This window comes from Sphingomonas donggukensis (assembly GCF_023674425.1).
GTDB lineage: Bacteria > Pseudomonadota > Alphaproteobacteria > Sphingomonadales > Sphingomonadaceae > Sphingomonas > Sphingomonas donggukensis.
On sequence record NZ_CP098401.1, the window covers coordinates 734,503 to 754,844 of the forward strand.

A 20,342-nucleotide genomic window follows, 5' to 3' on the forward strand; every position below is an offset into this window, starting at 1 on the left:
TTAGCCCTCTCCCCGGTGGGGAGAGGGTTGGGAGAGGGGTGTTCCGCGGGCGTTGGTCTCGGTGAGACACCTTCCCCTCTCTCAACCCTCTCTCCAAGGGAAGAGGGCTAAGGACGGGCCTTCCGCAATCACGGTCGCGGTACGAAATCCAGCTTCGTCATCGCCTCCAGCATGGGTCCCAGCCAACGCGCGGGCACGGCTTGCGTGCCCATCGCCCAAGCCATGATGTCGACGTCCTGTTCCTCCAGGAACTCCTCGAACCACGCGATCTCCGCGTCGCTCCAAGTCGCCGCGCGGGCATCGACATAGCCGCCGATCATCAGGTCGGCTTCCTTGGTGCCGCGGTGCCACGCGCGGAAGCGCAGGCGTTTCAGGCGGGTTTCGCGATCCATCGTCGTCCACGCGGAATTGGCCGACGGCGCTTGGGAAGCGCGTCGGCTGGGGTTAGAGGGGCGAGATAGCCATGCGACCCGACATCCTCAACCCGCTGTTCGCCGAAGTCACGTCGCTGAAGGGCGTGGGGCCGGGCCTTGCAAAGCCACTGGAGCGGTTGGCGCTGCGCCGCGTCGTGGATGTCGCCTTCCATTTGCCGACCGGCTGGATCGATCGCCTGCCGCGCGACGAGCTCGACATGGCCGATGTCGGGCAGACGATCGCGATCACCCTGACGCCTGTGTCGTACCGCATGGGCGGCAGCCCGCGCAGCCCGTCGCGGGTGCAGGCGGTCGATGAAAAGGGTAACCACGTGACGCTCGCCTTTTTCGGCGGGGCGAGCGGCTGGGTGAAGAAGCTGCTGCCGCTGAACGAGCCGCGCCGCGTGTCGGGCAAGCTGGAGCAGTACGGCCAGGAATTGCAGATCGTCCACCCGGACTATGCCCTTCCGCTCGATGAGGCGCCCGAGGGCGGGGGCCGCGACGCGATCTATCCGATGTCGGAGGGGATCACCTCGAAACGCATCGCCGCGCTCGCCGCACAGGCGATCGAGCGCGCGCCCGACCTGCCCGAATGGATCGAGCCGAGCCTGAAGGCCAAGCACGACTGGCCCGACTGGAAGGCGGCACTCACGGCGATCCACGCCGATCCGTCCGATACGAAGGCGCGCGCGCGTCTGGCCTATGACGAGGTGTTCGCCAATCAGCTCGCGCTGCTGCTGGTGCGCGGCGAGGCGCGGAGCAAGCGCGGCGTGCCGCTGGCCGGCGACGGGCGGCTGCGCGACTCGCTGAAGCTGCCCTATGCCCCGACCGGCGCGCAGTCGCGCACGGTGGGCGAGATCGAGGGCGACATGGCGCAAGGCCAGCCGATGCTGCGGCTGCTGCAGGGCGATGTCGGGTCGGGCAAGACCTTGGTCGCGCTGATGGCCTTGCTGATCGCGGTGGAGGCGGGCGCGCAAGGGGCTTTGCTGGCGCCGACCGAAATCCTCGCGCGCCAGCATTACGAAACGCTGTCGCGCCAGCTGTCCGGCCTGCCCGTGCGCGTCGCGATCCTGACCGGGCGGGACAAGGGGCGGGTGCGCGAATCGACGCTGATGGGGGTCGCGTCGGGCGAGATCGACATATTGATCGGGACGCACGCGATCTTTCAGGAGGCCGTCGCCTACAAGCGGCTGGGGCTGGTGGTGGTCGACGAACAGCACCGCTTCGGCGTCGCTCAGCGGATGATGCTGCAGGCGAAGGCGCAGCGTCCGCCGCACCTGCTGGTGATGACCGCGACGCCGATCCCGCGCACTCTGACGCTGGCGCAATATGGCGAGATGGACGTCAGCCGCCTGGACGAGATGCCGCCCGGCCGCGAGCCGATCGAGACGCGGGTGATTTCCGAGGACCGGATGGACGAGGTGGTGGACGGCCTCGCTCGCCATTTGTCGGGCGGGGGGCAGGCCTATTGGGTGTGCCCGCTGGTCGAGGAAAGCGAGAAGAGCGATCTCGCCGCCGCCGAGGCGCGGGCGGCGACGCTGGCGCAGCGGTTCGGCGACCGCGTCGCGCTGGTCCACGGTCGGATGAAGGGGCCGGACAAGGACGCGGTGATGGCGCGCTTCTCGCGTGGCGACGCGGGCGTCTTGGTCGCGACGACGGTGATCGAGGTCGGCGTGGACGTGCCCAACGCGACGCTGATCGTGATCGAGCACGCTGATCGTTTCGGCTTGGCCCAGCTCCACCAGCTGCGCGGACGCGTAGGGCGGGGAGGGGGTCGGTCGGTGTGCCTGCTGCTGCGCGGGGGAACGCTCAGCGAAACGTCGCGCGCGCGGCTGGCGCTGATGCGCGAGAGCAATGACGGATTTCGCATCGCCGAGGAGGATCTGCGCCTGCGCGGCAGCGGCGAGCTACTCGGCACGCGCCAGTCGGGCGAGATGGTGTTCCGGCTGGCGACGCCGGACGTGATCGCGAGCCTGCTGCCAGAGGCGAACAGCGACGCGCGGTTGTTGGTGGACCGTGACGGCGGATTGCGTGGCGAGCGCGGGCAGGCGGCGCGGACGGCGCTGTACCTGTTCGAACGCGATGCGGCGGTCGGGCTGTTGCGGTCGGGCTGAGCCCGCACCGCGCAGCGTCAGCCGTGGCTGCGTCCGGCCATCAGCGCCCGGATCGCCAGGTCGCGCGCTTTCGTCCGCGGCAGGCCCAGCGCCTTCGCCATCGGCCCGCCGAGCAGCGCGTCGCCGAGTGCCATCAGCACCAGTTGCAGCGTTTCCTCATGGATCGGCAGGTCCTTGGAATCATGGCTCTCGACCAGCTCGTCGACCAAATCGTGGATCGCATTCAGGATTGGGTCGAGCGCATCTTCGTTGCCTGACAGGATCATCCAGCTCGCCAGCGCCCCGGCGCCGCCCTGGTCGAAGGCGTCGAAGGTCAGCTCGACCACTTCGCGCGGATCTTGGTCGCCGGCGCGGGCGCGCAGCACCGCTTCGCCGATGCGCCCGACGATGCGGTCGGCCATGCTGGCGATCAGCGCACGCTGGAGACCCGCTGCCGACCCGAAATGGTGGAGCAGATTGGCGTGCGTCCGCCCGATCCGTGCCGCCACCGCCTTCAGCGTCACCGCCTGCGGCCCGTCCTCGACCAGCAGCGCGCGCGCGGCATCCAGCGCGGCATCGCGCGACTCGGCGGGGCTCAGGCGTCTGCGCAGCGTTATTGACATAAATGTAAGTAGTGACTATTCATTGCTCCGTATCTGGAGGAAAACATTGCCCGACGCAAAGACTCCCGCCGATCTGACGATCACCCCGCGCGACGTCCGCTTCGGGCGGGGCGGGCGCTATCGCCGTTGGTGGCTGAACGACGATCCCGTCGCGACCGCGTTCTACAACGCGCTGTCGGTGACGTTTCCGAAGGGCGAGGGGTTCTTCATCGATTCGGTGCGCAAGTTTCGCGACGGCACCCCGCCGCGCCTGGCCGGAGAGATTGCGGCCTTCACGAAGCAGGAAGTGATCCACACTCGGGAGCATGTCGCTTTCAACCGCCATGTCACCGACCAAGGCTATGATACGTCGCGACTGGAATCGCGGGTCGATCGCGAGATCGCGTTGACGAAGGGGCGCCCGCCGATCGCCAGCCTGGCGGCGACGATGTGCCTCGAACATTTCACCGCGATGCTGGCGCACCAGCTGGTCGCGAACCCCGCGCATCTGGAGGGCGGCGATGCGGAAGCGGTCGCGTTGTGGCGGTGGCATCCGATCGAGGAGATCGAGCACAAGGGCGTCGCCTATGACACCTGGCGGCACGCGACGCGCGACTGGCCGCGGTTCCGGCGCTGGTGGGTGAAGTCGTTCGTGATGGTGATGACCACATCCAAGTTTTTCCGCGGGCGCACGGTCGGCATGCTCGACCTTCTCGCGCAGGATGGGCTGACCGGCGCGGGGGTGAAGTGGCGGCTGTTTCGCTATGCGTTCGGGCGGCCGGGCATGGCGCGCAAGATCCTGGGCGCGTGGATCGCGTTTTTCCTGCCGGGCTTCCACCCGTGGAACTACGACGACCGCGCGTTGATCGGCCTGGTCGATAGCGACTTCGCTGCCGCGCGTCTGGCGGCGTGAGCCGAACCCGAAGGGCCGGTCACGCCGCCATGCGCGGGATGTCGCTGTCGTCGCCGTCCAGCGCCAGCGTGTAGCTGGCACTCGGCACGCTCACGCCGCGCGCGCGGCTTTCGCGCGGAGCGATGTGGCCGGTCGGCGCGAAGCCCAGCTTGCGCAGCACCCGGCCCGACGCCGGATTGTCGAGGTGATGGTGCGCGCCCAGCCGCCGGTGCCCGAGCGCATATCGCGCGATCCCCAGCATCGCCCGGCCCGCCTCGGTCGCATAGCCGCGGCCCCAGGCGTCGGGGGTCAGCCAATAGCCGATTTCTGGCACGCTATCGATGTGGTGAACCCCGACGCAGCCGATCAGCCGGGGCGCGACGCCCATGTCGTGCGCGAAGATCAGGCATGCCGCTTCGCCCGCGGCATGCGGCATCGACAGGAACGCCTCGGCATCGGCGAGGCCGTAGGGCCAGGGCAGGCGCGCGAGCTTCATCGCCACGCTTTCATGCGCGACCGCGCGCGCCAGCTCGGGCGCATCCTCGATCCAGCCGGGCCGGAGCGTCAGCCGCGGGGTTCTTGCGAACATGTCCACTCTCCTCGTCGTTGCGGGTCCGCTGCCACAGGATCGTGACGGCTCGGCGACACCGCAGTTGGGGGAGGGAGCAAGAAAAAAGGGAGCCGGGGCGACCCGTCTCCCTTGTACCGGTTCCGTCGTGGAACCCCGGGTCGCCCTGGTGGGCAACCCGGTCGGTCGCCCGTTATTCGGCCGCTTCGGCCATCATCTCTACGGTGACGAACTTTCGGCCCAGCTTGCCATCCTTGAACAGGACGCGGCCGTCGGTCAGCGCGAACAGGGTATGATCCTTGCCCATGCCGACGCCGGCGCCCGGGTACACGCGGGTACCGCGCTGGCGCACGATAATGTTGCCCGCGATCACGGCTTCGCCACCGAACTTCTTGACGCCGAGACGGCGGCCCGCGGAGTCGCGACCGTTGCGCGAAGAACCGCCTGCTTTCTTATGTGCCATGAGTATCTACTCTCTTCGAACGTCTGGAGACTTACGCCTGGGCCGCGGGGGCTTCGGTCGTGGTATCGGCCTTCTTCGCCTTGGGAGCGGCCTTGGCCTTCTTCTCCTCGACGGCACCAATCGACACGATCTTCAGGATCGTGTGGTTCTGGCGATGGCCGTTCTTGCGGCGATAATTGTGGCGGCGGCGCTTCTTGAAGACGATGACCTTCTCGCCCTTCGCCTGTGCGACGATCTCGGCAGCGACGGTCAGGCCGGCCACCGACTTCAGGTCCGAACCCTCGCCCGCGAGCAGCACATCGCCCAGGGTCACCGACGAGCCGGCATCGCCGTCCATCTTCTCGACGACGATCTTGTCTCCTGCGGCAACGCGATACTGCTTGCCGCCCGTGCGCACGATTGCGAACATGGCGTTAAAACTCTCATCCAAAGCTAATCCCCCGTACCAGCAATGCCGGCCGGGATGAAGGCGGGCAGTTACGCAGACAGGGGCGAACTGTCAACCACCGTGGCGCGCGCCGGCCTGTGTTGCGGCGCGGCAACAGGGCGGTCCGAAAGCCGCAATCGCGCGGCGACCTATCTTGTTACGCTTGTGCATTGGAATAAGGTTGCGCGGGATACCGGCGTTGGGGTGCCGGAATTACAAATTTGGGGGTTCAAGATGCGCCGTTCGATCGCCACGCTGCTCACCTTGTCGGTTTCGGCGCTCGCGCTGGCCGTGCCGGCGTATGCCCAGACCGCGGCGACGCCGCCCGTCGCCGATCCCGTTCCGGGCGCGACCGCGCAGGACGGCGTGCCCGACGATTCGCCCGAGAATACGATCGTCGTCACGGGCACGCGCGCCGCGAACCGCACCGTCGCCGACAGCGCGGTGCCGATCGACGTGATCTCCAGCGAGCAGCTCTCGACCTCGGGCCTGGGTGAGACGAACAAGATTCTCAATACGCTCGTCCCCTCGTTCAACTTCCCGCAGCCGTCGATCGCCGACGGCACCGACGTCATCCGCCCGGCATCGCTGCGCGGCCTGGCTCCCGACCAGACGCTGGTGCTGGTCAACGGCAAGCGCCGCCACGTCACCGCTCTCATCAACGTCAACGGCACGGTGGGCCGCGGATCGGCGGCGGTCGATTTGAACTCGATCCCCGCGCTCGCGATCGAGCGGGTCGAGGTGTTGCGCGATGGCGCCGCCTCGCAATATGGCTCCGACGCGATCGCCGGCGTCATCAACATCCAGCTGAAGCGCGCGAACCACGGCGGCAAGGCGTCGGTCAGCTACGGCAAATACGTGACCACGCTGGACGGCGTGCCCGAGCTGTCGGCGGTGACGCTGGGCCTCGACCCCAACGACGCCCGCGTGCTCGCCGCGACCTACAGCGGAGAGCGCAAGGCGCGCGACGGCGATCTGTGGACGATCGGCGCCAATCTGGGCGTGCCGATCGGGCCGGGTTTCCTGAACGTCACCGCCGAATATCGCGACCGCGACAACACCAACCGCGCGGGCTACGACATCCGCCCGCAGTATAATCGTACGTCAACGACAGCGCCATTCGATCCGCGTGAAGCGACGTTCAACCGCCTGAGCTTCGAGTTCGGCGATCCGCGGACCGAGGATTACACGATCTTCGCCAACGCCGGCATGCCGATCGGCGACTTCGAACTCTATAGCTTCGCATCCTATGCGCGCCGCGATGGTCGATCGGCTGCGAATTATCGTTTCTCGGGGCAGCAGCCGAACAATCGCGATTACTCGGTCCTCGCTCCGTCGGCGACGCCCAGCAACGCCAACTTTGTGCCGTTGCGTCCCGATGGCTTTTTGCCGTTCATCGCGTCCGAACTGCGCGATTATTCGATCGCGGTAGGACTAAAAGGCGATATCGGCGGGTTCAAAAGTGATCTGTCGGTGGTCTACGGCAACAACCGCTTCGACTATCGGACCGAAAACAGTCTCAATGCCTCGTTCGGCCCGGCCAGCAAAAGCTCGTTCGATTCGGGCGGTTTGCAATTCGGTCAACTGACCGCCAACCTCGATCTCAGCCAGGAATTCGAAGTCGGCTTCGCCAAGCCGCTGACATTGGCTTTCGGCGGCGAATATCGCGACGAGAATTTCAAGATCCGCCCGGGTGAGGTGCAGTCCTACGCCGCGGGTCCGTTCTTCGTCGCCGCACAGACGACGACGGCGGCGAACTGCTCGACCCAGGGCGGGGTCTACACCACCGCGAGCGGCATCTGCTCCTTCCCCGGCCGCCAGGCGCCGGTCGGTGCGCAGGGCTTCCCCGGCTTCCCTGCCTCCGCGGCGACCGATGCCAGCCGCCACAGCTACGCTGGCTATGCCGAACTCGATACCGACATCTTCGCCGGATTCACGGTGACGGCGGCGGGCCGATACGAGCATTTCAGCGATTTCGGCGATACCTGGAACGGCAAGCTCGCCGCGCGCTTCGAAGTGGTCGACGGCTTCGCGATTCGCGGGTCGGTGTCGAACGGCTTCCGCGCGCCGTCGCTGCACCAGCAGTTCTTCACCACCACCTCGACCAACTTCATCGCCGGCCTGCCGGTCGACATCTCGACGCTGCCGGTGTCGAGCGCGGTCGCCCGCGCGCTGGGGTCGCAGCCGCTGAAGCCCGAGAAGTCGCTCAACTACTCGCTCGGCGCCACCGCCAACCCGTTCCGCGGCTTCAACCTGACCGCCGATTATTATCACATCAAGATCGACGATCGCATCGTGCTCACCGAAAACCTCGGGGCGGCGGGTAGCGGCACGACGGCGGTGAATACCGCTGTGAAGGCGATCCTGGACGCCAACGGCTTCCAGTCGGTCGGCGCGGCGCGGTTCTTCATCAACGGCCTCGACACCACGACCGAGGGCTTCGACGTCGTCGGCACCTATCGGTTCGGCATCGGCGGGCTCGGCAACTGGTCGCTGTCGGCGGCCTACAACCACAATACCAATTCGATAGACCGGCGCATCAATGCGCTGGGTCCGCTCGCCCAAATCCCGAACCTGATCCTGTTCGGGCGGGTCGAGGGCATCCGCTTCACCGACGGGCAGCCCAAGGACAAGCTGGTGCTGAGCGCGGACGGGTCGGTCGGCGACTTCGGCATCTCGGCGAAGACCACACGCTACGGCAAGGTCATTGCGCCGGGTGCGGCGGCCCCGACCAGCAACGCGCTCAGCCTGACCGACTACGGCCCCGACGACCTGTTCCTGGAGCCGAAGTGGATCAGCGACCTCGAGGTCCGCTACACCTTCAAGGAGCATGCGACCTTCGCATTCGGCGCGAACAACCTGTTCGACGTGTACCCAACCGCGTTCCCCAAGGGGAACCGCCCGGCGAGCGTCGGCGGGCAGTACCCGATCTCGAACTATTACATCCCCTACACCGGCTTCTCGCCGTTCGGGTTCAACGGACGCTTCCTCTACGGGCGCTTCACGGCGCAGTTCTGATCGCGCGGGCAGGGCGGGGAAAGGGGGCTTCGCGGCCCCCTTTTTCGTGTGTGGCCGAACGCGGCACCCGACCGTTCGTTTCGAGCGAAGTCGAGAAACGGGCTCTTGGGGCCAACGTTTCTCGACGGCGCTCGAAACGAACGGGCACAGGGGACGCCACGCCGTCAGACGGGCGGGCTGCGCCCGTCCGCTGCCCGCCGTGGCGATTCGTCGGTTTGCTTGCGCAAACCGAGCGCCGCCCGCCCATCGCCTCGCTCAGTGCTTGTGGTGGGGCCTCAGATTATACCGCCCGTCGTCCGACCGTTCGAACAGGTCGCGGATCGCCGGGTGGTCGATCGGTTCGTCGCTTTCGTCCGACACCAGATTCTGCTGGCTGACATAGGCGACATAGCTCGAATCCGCGTTCTCGGCGAGCAGGTGATAGAACGGCTGGTCCTTGCGCGGGCGGATGTCCTCGGGGATCGCGTCATACCATTCGTCGCTGTTGGCGAAGACCGGATCGACGTCGAAGATCACCCCGCGGAAATCGAACACGCGGTGCTTCACGACCGCCCCGATCGCGAAGCGCGCGGTCGCGACCGGCGGCAGCGGCACGGCGGGGGAAAAGGCATCGGTGGTGGTCGGGTGACGGGTCATGCCCTCAATCTAGGGGTGACGCGGTCGGCCCACAAGCAGAGAGACGCCTGGCGCGCGCATCGCGCTTGCGGCCCTCGAAAACATGCGCTAGCAGCGCCGCTCCAACGACCCGCGCCGCTTCGCCTGAGGGCGAAATCACGACGCGACCCCTCGCGGAGAGGTGGCAGAGTGGTCGAATGCACCGCACTCGAAATGCGGCGTGCCCGCGAGGGTACCGAGGGTTCGAATCCCTCCCTCTCCGCCACTTGGTTTTTCTTCCGCCCCTGCGCAGCGGTGCCACGCCACCAGCTGAAGCCTGCCCTGACCGGCTGCATGGACGCGTCTCCTACCAACGGACCATGCCCGGCTCTCGCGTGACCTGATAGCGTCGGGGTGATGGGGTGCAGTTGCGCGATGATCCTGGTTCTGGGGAGCGTGACGGTCGCGTCCGCGCTCAATGTGCCGGCGTCTGCAGCCGATCGTGCAAATCCGACCGTGGTCGAGCTGTTCACGGCGCAGGGGTGCGCCGCGTGCCCACCGGCGCAGGCCGCGGTCAATGCGCTGGCGGGGCGCGACGATCTGATCGTCCTGACCTTCGCGGTCACCTATTGGGATTCGCTCGGCTGGCGAGACCGGTTCGCCCAGCCGGCCTTCACCGCGCGCCAACGGGCCTATGCGCAGGTGGGCAAGCGCCAGCTTGCGACGCCGCAAGTCGTGCTGAACGGACGGTTCGCAGTCGTCGGTAACGACCGCGACGTGCTGATGCGCGCGATCGACAGCGCGGATCGCGGCGATCGCGGGCCGGCGATCGCGGTCGTCGACGGTTGGCTGACGGTCGCCGCCGACGCCCGCAGCGCGCGCCGCGCCGACGTGTGGCTGGTCTCCTACGACCCGCGGACGATCGCGGTGCCGGTGCGCGCGGGCGAGAACGCCGGGCGCACGCTGCCGCATCGCAACGTCGTGCGGCGGCTCGACCGGATCGGCGCGTGGTCGGGCACGGCGATCCGCTACCCCCTGCCGCCGCCGCGCGGGGGCCTGCGGCGAGCGGTGCTGGTGCAATCGGCGGACGGCGGCGCGATCGTCGCGGCGCGTGTCGTCGAGTGAACGGCGATGCGCGAACGGCGCGGCGCTGGTGCGCGATGACCCGGACAGGGTGGCTGACGACGTTTGCGATCGGGGCGCTTACGGCGATGCCGGCGACGGCCCAGGTCGCCGACGATCCGCGCGATGGCGGCACCGACATCGTCGTCACCGCGACCCCGCTGCACGACGTCGGCGAGGACAGCCTGGCGTTCCCGGCGCAGACCATATCGGACGAGGCACTAACCGCCAGCCATGCCACCGACCTGACCGACCATTTGAAGCGGATGACCGGCGGCGTGTTCGTGAACGAGGTGCAGGGCAACCCCCTGCAACCCGACATCAACTATCGCGGCTTCACCGCGTCGCCGCTGCTCGGCACGCCGCAGGGGTTGTCGGTGTATGTCGACGGCGTGCGCGTGAACCAGCCGTTCGGCGACGTCGTCAGCTGGGATCTGATCCCGACCTCGGCGATCCGGTCGATCACTTTGGTGCCGGGTTCGAACCCGCTGTTCGGGCGCAACTCGCTGGGCGGCGCGCTGTCGGTCCGGACGAAGGATGGCGCGTCCGATCCCGGCGTCATGGCCGATGCGAGCTATGGGTCGTTCGATCGGCGCGTCCTGCGCGGCTCGATTGGCGCGGCGCTGTCGCCGACGGTGTCGGTGTTCGCGGCCGGCGATTATTTCGCGGAGGACGGGTGGCGCGATTTCTCGCCATCGGAGGCGGTGCAGGGCTTTGCGAAGCTGCGCTACGCGGGCGGTACGAGCGATCTGGCACTGTCGGCCAGCGTCGCCGACACCGACCTGAACGGCAACGGCCTGCAGGAACAGCGCCTGCTCTCCGCCGACCGGGCGAGCGTCTACACGCAGCCGGATACCACCCGAAACCGCGCGATCCTGGTAAATTTGAGCGGCGGGCACGACGTCACCGATCGCGTGCGGCTGACCGCCACCGCATTCTGGCGGCGCATCCATACCGACACGCTGAACGGCGACATCAACGACGATTCGCTGGGCGAGAATCTGTACCAGCCGAGCGCCGCCGAGCGTGCGGCGCTGACCGCGGCGGGGATCACTGGCTTCCCGACCAGCGGAGAGACGCAGGCGAACACGCCGTTCCCCCGCTTCCGCTGCATCGCCAACGTGCTGCTGAATTCCGAACCCAATGAGAAGTGCAACGGCCTGCTCAACCGATCGGCGACGCGCCAGCGCGAGTGGGGGGTGAGCGGAGAGCTGGCCGTCCGCAGCGATTGGGCGGCGGGCAATGTGCTGACGCTGGGTGCGGGGTATGTCGACGGGCGTGCGCGCTTCGCGCAGTCGGCGCAGTTCGGTTATCTGACACCGGCGCGCGGCGTCGTGCCGGTGAGCGGGCCGGGGGCGTTTGCCGACGGTAGCCAGGATACGGAGAATGCGTTCGACGCCCGCGTCGCGCTAACCGGGCGGACCAGCGTGCTCAGCGCCTATGCGCTCGATGCGCTCGACCTGACCCGGACGCTGCATGTCGAGCTATCGGCGCGCTATGACCGCACCGTCGTTCACAATCGCGATGCGATCACGCCGGGTGGGGGGACCGGATCGCTCGATGGCGACCACCGGTTCGGGCGGCTCAACCCCGGCGTTGCGCTGCGCTGGTCGCCGACGCTGTCCTTCGCGATCGATGCAGCGGTGGCGCAGACCAGCCGCGCGCCGTCGGCAATCGAGCTGGGCTGCGCCGATCCCGAAAGCCCGTGCCGCCTGCCCAATGCGCTGGCCGGCGATCCGCCGCTCCGCCAGGTGGTCGCGCGCACGGTCGAGGGTGGCGCGTCGTTCCAGCATCGCGGCGTCCGCGCGCGGGTCGGCGCGTTCCGCACCGTGTCGCGCGACGACATCCTGTTCGTGGCGTCGGACGCGACCGGCTTCGGCTATTTCCGTAACTTCGGGCGGACGCGGCGGCAGGGGATCGACGTGGACGTGAGCGGGGAGGTCGGCACGCTGACGCTCGGCGCGCACTACACATTGCTCGACGCCACCTATCGCAGCGCGGAGGAGGTCGGAGGTGCCGGCAACAGCGACAACGACGGTCCCGCGCCGGGGTTCGAGGGCAACATCGATATCATGCCCGGCAACCGCATCCCGCTGATCCCGCGCCATGTGGTCAAGGCGAGCGTCGGCTGGTCGCCCCTGCGAATGCTGACGCTGAGCGCCGACTTAATTGCGACATCGGGTGTCTTCGCGCGGGGCAACGAGAACAACGCGCACGAACCGGACGGTACCTATTATCTGGGGGAGGGGCGGACGCGCAGCTATGCCGTGGTCAACGCCGGGGCCGAGGTGCGCCCGACGCGCAGGCTGGCGCTGTACGTTCAGGTCAACAATGTGTTCGACAAGGACTACGCCACCGCGGCGCAGATCGGCCCGACCGGGTTCGATGCGACCGGCAATTTCGTGGCGCGGCCGTTCAGCGGGCCGGTGATCGATGGCGAGCGGCCATTGCTGTCCTCGACCTTCTACGCCCCCGGCGCCCCGCGCAGCGTCCGCGGCGGGGTGCGGTTGAGTTTCTGACTTAAGCCGTTCGTGCTGAGCGAAGTCGAAGGGCATGCGCCCGCCACGGTGCTTCGACTTCGCTCAGCACGAACGGACAGGGGCTCCTAACGCTTGTCCACGCGGGGCAGGCGCTGGTCCTCGATCCCTGCGTACAGATGCGAGACCGAGCGTTGCAGTTCGTAGCGCGCGGCCTTCATACCGGCGAAGCGCGGCGGGATCGGCATCGCGCCCGCCTCCACCATGTCGAGCCCGTCGTCGACTGCCCTGGTCAGCGCGCCCTCCAGCCAGTCGATCCATTCGCGGGTCTGGGCGATGGCGGTGGTGGGGGTCGGGTCGAAGGGCCCGTGCCCCGGCACGACCGCGCGGTGGCCAAGCGCCTTCAGCGTGTCGAGCGACGTCCGCCATTTGGGCAGGTCGGCGTGCGGAGTGGACGGTGCGCGGTTGTTGAAGACGAGGTCGCCGGCAACGAGGATGCCGGTTTTCGTATCGAGCAGCGCCAGGTCCGACGCGCTGTGCCCGGCAAGCGGCAGCATTCGGAAGCTGCGGTCGCCGACCGTCTCGCTGTCCGCGGTGATCGCGTGGCCCGGCATGTGGATTTCCGTCCCGCGCATCCAGTCTCCGAGCAGGCGGTACATGCCGTCGGCGAAGCCGGCGCCCTCGCGCTTCAGCGTCTCGGTCAGCGCCGGTGTCGCCGCGACGATGGCCGGGTCGAACGCCGAATCGCCGTAGGTGTGGTCGGGGTGGAGGTGGGTCAGATACACCCGCGCCACCGGCTTTCCGGTCAGCTGTTTCGCCACCGCAACCAGCGCCTCGCCATAGCGCAGCGACGGGCCGGCATCGACCAGCACCGCGCCGGCAGAGGTCGCGATGATCGTGATGTTGGCGATGGCGCCGCCGTTCGCGCGCAGGATCGGCTCGTCGGCCCCGGCGACCATCCATACGCCGTCGCCGATTGCTATCGGCGTGATGGGGTAGGTGAGCGGCGCGGCGAGAACCGGCACCGCAAGCGCTGCCAATCCGCCGGCCAGAACCGTCCGTCGCGCGATCATGCGGCTGTCACTGGCCGGTCGTATCCGCGATCGCGGCGACCGACCCGGCATAGTCGATGCCGTTGGTGTCGCGCCCGGCAAACACCACCGTGTCGCCCGCCCTCACCTTCGGCATCAGGGTCAGTACCGGATCCTCGGCCACCGCCGCCTGCATCTTCACCTCGCCGAGCGCGCGGCCGTCGGCGGTGCGCAGTTTCAGGTCGTCGATGTAATAAGCGGAAATTTTGTCGACGAGGCCGGTGTCCATCGGATGGCGAAAGGCGAGGCGCAGCCGCGCGCCATCGGCGCCCGTCCACAACCGCCCGCGGACCTCGCCCAGATGCTGTGCCCAATCGCCCTTCACCCGGCTGACCGGCGGGGCGGAACAGCCGCCGCCCGCGGCGTCGATCCATCCGCCCGATACCAGCCAACTGCCATCCTTCAACTGCACCGCGCCGCGCACCGGCGTGCGCTGGTCGAGCTTGATCCGGGTGGCGACGAAAGCTTCCGCGGCGGCGGGGCGGAAATCGATTGGCAGCTGGATAGGGTTCAGGTCGGCGATGATGACGACGCGCACGACGTCGGGGATTGCGCGGGCATCGACCTGCACAGGGAATACGCGCTGGTTCTCGGCGATCTCGGGAAAGCTGACCTTTACGCGGGGGTCGAAGCGCACGACGGCATTGTCGCCGAACACCTGGTCGGCGATGAATTCCCACATCGGCGACTGCAACGGATCCGCCGGCAGCGGGGTAGCCGCCACCGGTGCCAGCGCCGCGGCGATGAGCAAGAGACTCGTCATTCCAAAGTACGGGTACGCCCAATCTGCGCTATCGACCATGACACCTTGGTCGGAGGGTCGTGTGCGCGTGCTGGGGATCGCCATTGTCGGAGTTGCGCTCGCGGCGGTACCGGCGTCGGCGCACGACGGCGCGTTCGATGCCGCTACCGGCTATCGTATTTCAGGGTACCGCGGCGTCGTGCCCGGCCCACCCCCGGGTGTGGCGCGCATCGATGCCAAGGGCGTGGCGGCGCTGGTCGATCGCGGCGGCGCGCTGCTGATCGACGTCGTGCCGGCGGAGGGCGGCGTGCGCGATGCCGCCACCGGCACCTGGCGGCTGGCGCGACCCGCGGTCAGCATTCCGGGCGCGGCCTGGTTTCCGGAAGCCGGGCGCGGCGTGCCTGACCCGGCGATCGCGCGCTGGTTCGCCGGCGGCGTGGCGACGCTGCACCGCGCGCATCCGCGCCGCGCCATCGTCGTCTTCTGCCTGGCCGATTGCTGGATGAGCTGGAACGCCGCATTGCGACTATCTCGCGCCGGCTACCCCCGCGTGCTGTGGTTCGGCGAAGGTGCCGACGGCTGGCGCGATATCGGTCGTACCCTCGTCCCCGTCACTCCCTGGTCCTCCAAGTCGAAAGCGCGTTCATGAAGATCATCCCCGGCCTTGCCGTGCTCACGCTCGCCGGCGTGCCCGCCGCTGCCGTCGCGCAGGACCGCGCCACGTCCGGTCCCGACATCGTCGTCACCGGCCGCGGACTCGATGCATCGCCCGCTGATCGCGTGGTCGATGTGGTGACGCTCGATCGCGACCGGATCGCGACCAACGCCAGCGGGCGGCTGGAAAGCGTGCTGGCCGACGTCGCCGGGCTCCAGCAATTCCGCCGCAGCGATTCGCGCTCCGCCAACGCCAGCAGCCAGGGTGTGTCGCTGCGCGGCATCGGCGGCAATGCGTCGAGCCGCGCGCTGCTGATCCTCGACGGCGTGCCCCAGGCCGATCCGTTCGGCGGGTGGGTGACCTTCCCCGCCTATGCCACCAACCGGCTGGGGCAGGTCCGTGTCACCCGCGGCGGGGGCAGCGGATATTACGGGCCGGGCGCGCTGGTCGGCACGATCGAACTTGAGAGCGCGACGCCGGGGCAGCTCGATACGCTCTACGCCCACGCCGCCTATGGCAGCCGCGAGTCGGTCGAGGGGCAGGGATCGGTCGCATTGGTCCGCGACGGCGGGTTCGCCACCGTGTCAGGCGCCTATGCACGCGGCGACGGCTTCATCCCGACCGTCGCGGAGAGCCGCGGGAGCGTCGATCGCCCGGCGCGGTACGAACAGGCATCGGGCGCGGTGCGCGGCGTGGTGCGAGTTGGCCCGGATACCGAATTGCAGGCGAACCTTGCCGCCTTCACCGACTCGCGTGAACGGGGCACCGCCTTCACCGACAACCAGAGCGAGGGCGCCGACGCCAGCATCCGGCTGGTCGGGCGCGGCAACTGGGGCTGGTCGGCGCTCGCCTATGTCCAGACGCGCGCCTTCGCGTCGAGCTTCGTCAGCATCAACGCCGCACGCACCACCGCGACCCAGACGCTCGACCAGTATAACACGCCCGCCACCGGGCTCGGCGCACGGTTCGAGGTCGCGCCACCGGTCGGTGAGCATGTGAACCTGCGGCTGGGCGGCGATGTGCGCGCGGTGACGGGACGGACGAAGGAGCTATTCACCTATGTCGCCGCCCTGCCGACGCGGCGGCGTGAGGCCGGCGGCGCCAGCAACACTTACGGCGTGTTCGCCGATGGCAGTGCCGCATTCGGGCCGGTCACGCTGGCGATTGGCGGGCGGTACGACCATTGGGAGATCACCGACGGTTTCCTGTCCGAACGCGCTCTCGCTGGCGGCGCGGCGCTGACCGATACCAAATTCGCCGACCGGTCGGGCGACGAAGCCACCGGGCGGATGGGGCTGGCGTGGCAGGTTGCCGCGCCAATTGCCCTGCGTGCAGCGGCATATCGCGGGTGGCGGCTGCCGACGCTCAACGAGCTGTACCGGCCATTCCGGGTCGGCGCCGATGCGACCGCGGCCAACGCCGCGCTCGCGCCAGAGCGGTTGAGCGGCTACGAGTTCGGCGCGACGCTGACCCCGGCGGCGGGCGTGCGGCTGGCGGCGACGTGGTTCGACAACCGGCTGGACAATGCCATCGCCAACGTGACCGCGGGCCGCGGGCCGGGGACGTTCCCCGGCGTCGGCTTCGTCGCGGCGGGCGGGCTGTACCGCGTGCGCCAGAACCTCGACGGCGTGCGGGTGCGGGGGATCGAGGTCGATGCCGAGGCCAGCCACGGGCAGGGCTTTGCGCGCGCCTCGTGGAGCCATGTGAATTCGCGGGTCGAGGCATCGGGCGCGGCGGCACCGCTCGACGGGCTGGTGCCGGCGCAGACCCCGAGCGATCAGGTCTCGGGCACGATCGGGTGGCGCAAGGGGACGGCGGTGATCTCCACGACGCTACGCTACGTCGCCAGCCAGTTCGACGACGACCAGAACACCCGCGTGCTGCGCCCTGCGACAACCGTCGACGCCTATGCCGCGCTGCCGATCACGCGGCGGCTGGCGATCGAGGCGCGGGCAGAGAATATCGGCGACGCACGGGTGGAGACGGGGATCAGCGGCGCGAATATCGTCGAGCGGGCGACGCCCAGGACGGTGTGGATCGGGTTGCGCTATGGGGGGTGAGGAGGTGCCTTCACCACAAAAGCCGTTCGCCTCGAGTAGTCGTCGAGCTTGTCGAGACGACGTATCGAGAGGTGGGTGCCTCATGGAGAGGACTTCTCGATACGGGCTCTCGACAAGCTCGATCCCTACTCGAAGCGAACGGACTTTGGAGTGAGTGGGACGGAATCAGCGGTTGCTCGCCGCCAGCTACCTCACCACCTCGCACGGCGTCGCCACTGGCGCCACATCGGTGAAGTTCGCGATATCCGCAAACACCGGCCCGGCCTCGGGCGACCCGAGCGCCGCGTCGCGCGTCGCTGCGTCGGCGAAGGTCAGGATCGCCACGGCCAGATGCGGCGCTTCGGCCTCCGGACGCAGCGCCACCGCGCTGGTCAGGCCGTGCGGACGGAGCGCGCTTTCGACCAGCGGCAGGTGCGTTTCGCGGTAGTAATCATGGTCGAATCGCGCGCCTGCGGTCGCCGGATACGTCACCAGCAGCGCCGCGCTCACTTTGCCATTCCCAGCAGCGGCGTCATCCGCTTGGCGGCGAACGGCGGCAGCTTGACCGCGCGGGCTGCGGCGAGGTTGGGCGAGGGGCCGGCACCGACCTGCACCAGCGCGACCATGCCCATCGAGAAGTGCGGCTTGCACTTGATGCCGTAGAGGCCGGGCTTGGTCACGGTCAGCACGAATTCCTTGTTCATGCCGCCCACGCTCGGCGCGACGCCGGCGGGCAGCATCGTCGGGATCGTCTCTGCATTGTGCGACATGTCGGTGGGAACGAAGCGGACGGTGTCGCCTACATTGGCCTTCACGAACGCGGGCTCGAACACCATCGCGCCGCCGGCACCCTGGTTCTTCATCTGGACGACGACGTCCTTCGCCAGCGCCGGCGTCGCCGCGGTGATGGCTAGGCCGGCCAGGGCAAAAGCGATCGACTTCATTGCACTCTCCACACACGAATTTGTCCGTCATCCTAACGCCCGCACCGGCGTGCGCGCGCAATAAGCCTTTGGTGCAATGGCGCTATCGCGCGCGGAGGCGGAGAAACGGCGGTGACATGATGCGGGGCATGCGAACCGCCGCCCGCTCAGAGTTCCTAGGGAGAGGTTCCATGCTGCAACAGGCGCTCGATCAGCTGAAGGGCCAGATCGCGATCCGGCCGAAATACGACAATTACATCGGCGGCCAATGGGTCGCGCCGGTGAAGGGCCAGTATTTCGACAACCCGTCGCCGGTGACCGGCAAGACCGTGTGCCAGGTCGCGCGCGGCACCGCCGAGGATATCGAACTCGCGCTGGACGCCGCGCACAAGGCAAAGGATGCGTGGGGTAAGACCAGCCCGGCGGAGCGCGCCAACATCCTGAACAAGATCGCCGACCGGATGGAGGAGAAGCTCGACCTGCTGGCGATGGTCGAGACGATCGACAACGGCAAGCCGATCCGCGAGACGACCCATGCCGACATGCCGCTGGCGATCGACCATTTCCGCTACTTCGCCGGCTGCGTTCGCGCGCAGGAAGGCAGCATTTCCGAGATCGACCACGACACGATCGCCTATCATTTCCATGAGCCGCTGGGCGTCGTCGGCCAGATCATTCCGTGGAACTTCCCGATTCTGATGGCGGTGTGGAAGCTCGCGCCGGCACTCGGCGCCGGCAATTGCGTGGTGCTGAAGCCCGCCGAGCAGACGCCGATGTCGATCATGGTCCTGATGGACGTGATCGGCGACCTGCTGCCGCCGGGCGTGCTGAACGTCGTCAACGGCTTCGGCGTCGAGGCGGGCAAGCCGCTGGCGCAGAACAAGCGCATCGCCAAGATCGCGTTCACCGGCGAGACGACCACCGGCCGCCTCATCATGCAGTACGCGACCGAGAACCTGATCCCGGTCACGCTGGAGCTGGGCGGCAAGAGCCCCAACATCTTCTTCGCCGACGTGATGGACGCCGACGACGATTATTTCGACAAGTGCCTTGAGGGCTTTGCGATGTTCGCGCTGAACCAGGGCGAGGTCTGCACTTGCCCCAGCCGCGCGCTGATCCAGGAATCGATCTACGACAAGTTCATCGAACGCGCGATCAAGCGGGTCGAGGCGATCAAGATGGGCAGCCCGCTCGACGCGACGACGATGATCGGCGCGCAGGCGTCGAACGACCAGCTCGAGAAGATCCTGTCGTACATCGACATCGGCAAGGCCGAGGGTGCGAAGGTGCTGACCGGCGGCGAGCGCAAGCTGCACGACGGCGAGTTCGCGGAAGGATATTACGTCCAGCCGACGATCCTCGAGGGCAAGAACACGATGCGCGTGTTCCAGGAGGAAATCTTTGGACCCGTCGTCGCGGTGACCACGTTCAAGGACGAGGCCGACGCGCTCGCGATCGCCAACGACACGCTCTACGGCCTGGGCGCCGGCGTATGGTCGCGCAACGGCACCACCGCATACCGCATGGGCCGCGGCATCCAGGCCGGGCGCGTGTGGACCAACTGCTACCACCACTATCCCGCCCACGCGGCGTTCGGCGGCTACAAGCAGTCGGGCATCGGGCGCGAGAACCACAAGATGATGCTCGATCACTACCAGCAGACCAAGAACCTGCTGGTCAGCTATTCGCCCAAGGCATTGGGCTTCTTCTGACCGCTGCGAGGGTGATCTCCGACCTCGCGGATTTGCGGCAGACTGGCGGGCCTTCGGGTCCGCCGTTTTCCGTTGGAAGGCCACGCGCATGACGACGCCACCACGCATCCTGTCCACCCCCGCCGCCGATGCCATGATCGCGCGGCTCGCCGGTCTCCACGGGCCGCTGATGTTCCACCAGTCCGGGGGATGCTGCGACGGCTCGGCGCCGATGTGCTACCCGTCGGGCGAATTCCGCGTCGGCGGGCAGGACGTGCTGCTCGGTCGTATCGCGGGGGACGTGCCCGTCTGGATCGGTGCGGCGCAGTTCGAATATTGGCGTCACACGCAGGTCACGATCGACGTCGTGCCGGGGCGCGGCGCAGGGTTTTCGCTGGAGGGGCCGGAGGGGGTGCGCTTCATCGTGCGCAGCCGCGTGTTCAGCGATGCCGAGGTCGATGCCCTCGATGCCGCGGGCGAGCCGCCACGCGGCGAATGAGCGCGTGACGCCACGGCCACGGCACGACATAGT

At 68.1% G+C, this 20,342-nt stretch carries 19 protein-coding genes and 1 tRNA gene; 10 read left to right on the top strand and 10 right to left on the bottom strand.

Annotated elements, in window-relative coordinates; all coding sequences use genetic code 11:
* Positions 1-128: 128 nt before the first annotated feature.
* Positions 129-392, bottom strand: a complete 264-nt coding sequence (locus M9980_RS03625) for an FAD assembly factor SdhE (RefSeq protein ID WP_250753433.1) — start codon at positions 390-392, stop codon at positions 129-131.
* A gap of 71 nt (positions 393-463) precedes the next feature.
* Here M9980_RS03625 and recG point away from each other — a divergent pair, with 71 nt between their 5' ends.
* On the top strand, positions 464-2,527 hold the full coding sequence (gene recG / locus M9980_RS03630) for an ATP-dependent DNA helicase RecG (RefSeq protein WP_250753435.1): 2,064 nt from the start codon (positions 464-466) through the stop codon (positions 2,525-2,527).
* A 17-nt stretch (positions 2,528-2,544) separates the two neighbouring features.
* Here recG and M9980_RS03635 read toward each other — a convergent pair whose 3' ends face one another.
* Positions 2,545-3,129, bottom strand: a complete 585-nt coding sequence (locus tag M9980_RS03635; protein ID WP_250753437.1) for a TetR/AcrR family transcriptional regulator — start codon at positions 3,127-3,129, stop codon at positions 2,545-2,547.
* A 46-nt stretch (positions 3,130-3,175) separates the two neighbouring features.
* Here M9980_RS03635 and M9980_RS03640 point away from each other — a divergent pair, with 46 nt between their 5' ends.
* Complete coding sequence (locus M9980_RS03640) at positions 3,176-4,021, top strand: metal-dependent hydrolase (protein WP_250753440.1); 846 nt, start codon at positions 3,176-3,178, stop codon at positions 4,019-4,021.
* A 19-nt stretch (positions 4,022-4,040) separates the two neighbouring features.
* Here the strand turns inward: M9980_RS03640 and M9980_RS03645 are convergent, their stop codons facing one another.
* The 3 genes from M9980_RS03645 to rplU all read right to left on the bottom strand — a co-directional run bounded on the left by M9980_RS03645 (position 4,041) and on the right by rplU (position 5,440).
* Positions 4,041-4,589, bottom strand: a complete 549-nt coding sequence (locus M9980_RS03645) for a GNAT family N-acetyltransferase (protein ID WP_250753441.1) — start codon at positions 4,587-4,589, stop codon at positions 4,041-4,043.
* Positions 4,590-4,761: 172 nt separating this feature from the next.
* Positions 4,762-5,031: a 50S ribosomal protein L27 gene (gene rpmA, locus M9980_RS03650; RefSeq protein WP_250753443.1), complete on the bottom strand. Its 270-nt coding sequence runs from the start codon at positions 5,029-5,031 to the stop codon at positions 4,762-4,764.
* A 31-nt stretch (positions 5,032-5,062) separates the two neighbouring features.
* Positions 5,063-5,440 carry a 50S ribosomal protein L21 gene (gene rplU, locus M9980_RS03655; protein ID WP_250753445.1) on the bottom strand — a complete coding sequence of 126 codons (378 nt, stop codon included), beginning with the start codon at positions 5,438-5,440 and terminating at the stop codon, positions 5,063-5,065.
* 252 nt (positions 5,441-5,692) lie between these two features.
* On the opposite strand from rplU, the gene M9980_RS03660 reads away from it, so the two are divergent.
* Positions 5,693-8,476, top strand: coding sequence for a TonB-dependent receptor plug domain-containing protein (locus M9980_RS03660; RefSeq protein WP_250753447.1), 2,784 nt, complete (start codon positions 5,693-5,695; stop codon positions 8,474-8,476).
* Between the two features lie 255 nt (positions 8,477-8,731).
* Here M9980_RS03660 and hspQ read toward each other — a convergent pair whose 3' ends face one another.
* Positions 8,732-9,112 (bottom strand): heat shock protein HspQ, encoded by a 381-nt coding sequence (gene hspQ / locus M9980_RS03665; protein ID WP_250753449.1) that lies wholly within the window; start codon positions 9,110-9,112, stop codon positions 8,732-8,734.
* A 154-nt stretch (positions 9,113-9,266) separates the two neighbouring features.
* Between hspQ and M9980_RS03670 the strand changes: the two genes are divergently transcribed.
* The 3 genes from M9980_RS03670 to M9980_RS03680 all read left to right on the top strand — a co-directional run bounded on the left by M9980_RS03670 (position 9,267) and on the right by M9980_RS03680 (position 12,711).
* Positions 9,267-9,356, top strand: a tRNA-Ser gene (locus M9980_RS03670).
* A 149-nt stretch (positions 9,357-9,505) separates the two neighbouring features.
* Positions 9,506-10,195 (top strand): DUF1223 domain-containing protein, encoded by a 690-nt coding sequence (locus tag M9980_RS03675; RefSeq protein ID WP_250753451.1) that lies wholly within the window; start codon positions 9,506-9,508, stop codon positions 10,193-10,195.
* An 86-nt stretch (positions 10,196-10,281) separates the two neighbouring features.
* The gene (locus M9980_RS03680; RefSeq protein WP_250753453.1) at positions 10,282-12,711 is read left to right on the top strand and encodes a TonB-dependent receptor; all 2,430 of its coding nucleotides are present in this window, start codon (positions 10,282-10,284) and stop codon (positions 12,709-12,711) included.
* Positions 12,712-12,797: 86 nt separating this feature from the next.
* Here M9980_RS03680 and M9980_RS03685 read toward each other — a convergent pair whose 3' ends face one another.
* Both M9980_RS03685 and M9980_RS03690 read right to left on the bottom strand, forming a co-directional pair.
* Positions 12,798-13,742 carry a quinoprotein relay system zinc metallohydrolase 1 gene (locus M9980_RS03685; protein WP_250753456.1) on the bottom strand — a complete coding sequence of 315 codons (945 nt, stop codon included), beginning with the start codon at positions 13,740-13,742 and terminating at the stop codon, positions 12,798-12,800.
* 7 nt (positions 13,743-13,749) lie between these two features.
* Entirely contained in the window at positions 13,750-14,523 is a 774-nt protein-coding gene (locus tag M9980_RS03690; RefSeq protein WP_250753458.1) for a quinoprotein dehydrogenase-associated SoxYZ-like carrier, read from the bottom strand.
* A gap of 37 nt (positions 14,524-14,560) precedes the next feature.
* Between M9980_RS03690 and M9980_RS03695 the strand changes: the two genes are divergently transcribed.
* Both M9980_RS03695 and M9980_RS03700 read left to right on the top strand, forming a co-directional pair.
* The gene (locus M9980_RS03695; protein WP_422921383.1) at positions 14,561-15,151 is read left to right on the top strand and encodes a rhodanese-like domain-containing protein; all 591 of its coding nucleotides are present in this window, start codon (positions 14,561-14,563) and stop codon (positions 15,149-15,151) included.
* A complete protein-coding gene (locus tag M9980_RS03700; RefSeq protein ID WP_250753460.1) occupies positions 15,148-17,217 on the top strand; it encodes a TonB-dependent receptor in 2,070 nt (689 codons plus the stop codon). Before M9980_RS03695 ends, M9980_RS03700 begins: the two co-directional genes overlap by 4 nt.
* 186 nt (positions 17,218-17,403) lie before the next feature.
* Here M9980_RS03700 and M9980_RS03705 read toward each other — a convergent pair whose 3' ends face one another.
* Together M9980_RS03705 and M9980_RS03710 are read right to left on the bottom strand one after the other, a co-directional pair.
* The gene (locus tag M9980_RS03705) at positions 17,404-17,706 is read right to left on the bottom strand and encodes an EthD family reductase (protein WP_250753461.1); all 303 of its coding nucleotides are present in this window, start codon (positions 17,704-17,706) and stop codon (positions 17,404-17,406) included.
* On the bottom strand, positions 17,703-18,140 hold the full coding sequence (locus tag M9980_RS03710; RefSeq protein WP_250753462.1) for a pseudoazurin: 438 nt from the start codon (positions 18,138-18,140) through the stop codon (positions 17,703-17,705). The genes M9980_RS03705 and M9980_RS03710 overlap by 4 nt, the downstream gene beginning before the upstream one ends.
* Positions 18,141-18,310: 170 nt before the next feature.
* On the opposite strand from M9980_RS03710, the gene adh reads away from it, so the two are divergent.
* Positions 18,311-19,831 (top strand): aldehyde dehydrogenase, encoded by a 1,521-nt coding sequence (gene adh / locus M9980_RS03715; protein WP_250753463.1) that lies wholly within the window; start codon positions 18,311-18,313, stop codon positions 19,829-19,831.
* Between the two features lie 88 nt (positions 19,832-19,919).
* A complete protein-coding gene (locus tag M9980_RS03720) occupies positions 19,920-20,309 on the top strand; it encodes a DUF779 domain-containing protein (protein WP_250753464.1) in 390 nt (129 codons plus the stop codon).
* Positions 20,310-20,342 lie beyond the last annotated feature (33 nt).